This is a genomic window from Bartonella queenslandensis AUST/NH15 (genome assembly GCF_000312585.1).
In the GTDB taxonomy this organism is placed as follows: Bacteria; Pseudomonadota; Alphaproteobacteria; order Rhizobiales; family Rhizobiaceae; genus Bartonella; species Bartonella queenslandensis_A.
Map to the genome: position 1 here is coordinate 1 of NZ_HE998393.1, position 402 is coordinate 402.

At 48.5% G+C, this 402-nt stretch carries 1 protein-coding gene; it reads right to left on the bottom strand.

Annotated elements, in window-relative coordinates; translation table 11 throughout:
- Positions 1-402 (bottom strand): transposase domain-containing protein (locus BN338_RS10470; RefSeq protein ID WP_039762438.1); only part of this gene is annotated, 402 nt, incomplete at both ends.

Genomic DNA, 402 nt, shown 5'->3' on the forward strand with positions numbered 1-402 from the left:
TGTTGCTTGCCGGACAATCGTCCCCTCTGCTCTCAAACTTGCTACAAAAGTCTCATCAAAACTGCGCCCAGCACAATTGAGTGCCTTGCGCCCTGCTTGCCCATTATGCGCTACAATCTGCGCGCCAACATGGGCTTTAAAATCTTCAAATCCTATCGCACGTTTTCCATAATCTTCAGGTTTAGCATCCGGCTTATTGCCTGTATAAGCCCCCGCACAAAAAGGATGCTTGGAAATTGCCTCTGCTAAATCACGCCATGCCCGCTCAATCGGTTTCGACTGTCCACTATAAGGCGTCGTCCACTGCAATTGCACACCCAAACTCGTCAAAAGTCCCTGTGGATCATCCGGCTTAATCTTAAAGCGAAAACGATTTTGCACACCTCCAGAAATCCACTTGCT